The sequence below is a fragment of the Rhizobacter sp. P2_D12 genome, from assembly GCF_056404395.1.
The window spans coordinates 1-1,798 of record NZ_JBFUEB010000268.1 but is presented as its reverse complement, the minus strand read 5'-3'; the positions used below and the strand labels follow the sequence as shown (position 1 = coordinate 1,798).

Annotated in this window: 2 protein-coding genes; both read right to left on the bottom strand. The window is 71.1% G+C overall.

The genetic code is table 11. The features are described 5' to 3' along the window. The coding region (locus tag AC1DYN_RS32315) for a methyl-accepting chemotaxis protein (protein WP_477966851.1) at positions 1-1,310 on the bottom strand (1,310 nt) is incomplete at its 3' end. Positions 1,311-1,324: 14 nt separating this feature from the next. Continuing rightward, positions 1,325-1,798 (bottom strand): methyl-accepting chemotaxis protein (locus AC1DYN_RS32310; RefSeq protein WP_477966849.1); only part of this gene is annotated, 474 nt, incomplete at its 5' end.

Sequence of the window (1,798 nt, the reverse complement as noted above, 5' to 3'; positions counted from 1 at the left end):
GTAGAGCCGGCCTCGTCGACCAGCGCACTGCCCTGCTCGACGCGCTCGACGCTGGTCGAGATCAGCGTCTTGATCTCCTTGGCCGCATCGGCGCTGCGCTGCGCGAGGCTGCGCACTTCGCCGGCCACCACCGCGAAGCCGCGGCCCTGTTCGCCGGCGCGTGCCGCTTCCACCGCGGCGTTCAGCGCCAGGATGTTGGTCTGGAACGCGATGCCGTCGATCGTGCCGATGATGTCGGCGATGCGGCGCGACGAGTCGTTGATGCCCTTCATCGTGTCGACCACGCGGCTCACCACCTCGCCACCGGACACCGCGACGCTGGAGGCACTCTGCGCCAGCTGGTTGGCCTGGCGGGCGTTGTCGGCGTTCTGCTGCACGGTGCTGGACAGCTGCTCCATCGAGGCCGCCGTCTCCTCGAGCGCGCTCGCCTGCTGTTCGGTGCGCCCGCTCAGGTCGCTGTTGCCCTGCGCGATCTGCGTGCTGGCGGTGGCCACGCCGTCGGCGTTCTGGCGCACGTCGCCGACGATGCCGCGCAGCTTGTCCTGCATCGCGCCGAGCGCGCGCTGCAGCCGGCCCATTTCATCCGTGCCCGAGGCCAGGATCGGCCGGCTCAGGTCGCCGTCGGCGATGCGGTTGGCATCGGCCACCGCTTGCGCCGCCGCGCCCGACAGGCGGCGCGACAGGAAGCCTGCGATGGTCATGCCCAGTGCCGCCATCACGCCCAGGCCGGTCAGCAGCACCAGGCGGGACGAGGCATAGGTGGCTGCCGCCTCGGCACTGGCCGCGTCGCTGCCGGCGGTGTTCAGTTCGATCAGCTTGTCGATCGTCGCGGTCGCGTCCGCATAGGCCTGTCCGGCCGGGCCGCTGAGCAGCTTCTTCAGGCCGGTCGTGTCCATCTCGCGCGCCAGGCGCAGCATCTCGGGCGTGAACCCGGTGTAGACCTTCCACTGCTGCGCGAACTGCTCGTACAGCGCCTTCTCCTGCGGCGAGCTGATGGTCGCCTGGTAGTGGGCGCGGTGCTTCTCGAAGCGGGCATCCAGCCTCTTCAGCGATTCCTCGATCGGGTCGACGTCCAGCGAGGTGTCGGCCAGCGCGAGGCGCAGCCGCGTCACGCGGTAGCTTGCCAGGTCGGCGTTCAGGTCGCCCAGCGTGCGGACGCTCGGCAGCCAGTTGGTGGCGATGGCGGCCGCCTGGTCGTTGACGTGCGACAGGCGCTGGATCGACAGGCCGCTTTGCAGCAGCGCGATGGCGAGGACGAGGGCGAAACCTCCGACGAGCTTGGTGCGGATGCTGAGGTTGTTCAGGGTCATGGGAGCGCGGAGGATCAGAAGGTTTCCCAGTCGTCGCCGGGAGTCGCGCTGGCGGCCGGCTTGCTCACCACCGGGGCGGGCAGCGGCTCGGCGCGCGGGGCCGGTGCGACGGGTTTCGGTTCGGTCTTGACCGCGGGGACGGGCTGGGACGCCGCGGGCCTGGACGGGGTTGCGGCAACGGCCGGCTTGACGGCGGCCGGTTTCGCGGCCGTCGGCTTGGCTGCGACCGGCGCGGGCGCCGGCCTGGCCACGGGTTGCAGCATCGGGCCGTCGCCGGACTCGAGGCGGAAGGTCGCGACCACGGCGGCCAGGCGCTGCGCCTGCTCGCGCAGGCTTTCGGCGGCGGCCGCCGATTCCTCGACCAGAGCGGCGTTCTGCTGCGTCATCTGGTCGAGCTGGGTGACGGCGGTGTTGACCTGGCCGATGCCGTCGCTCTGCTCGGACGACGCGGCAGTGATCTCGCCGATGATGTCGGAGACGCGCTGCAC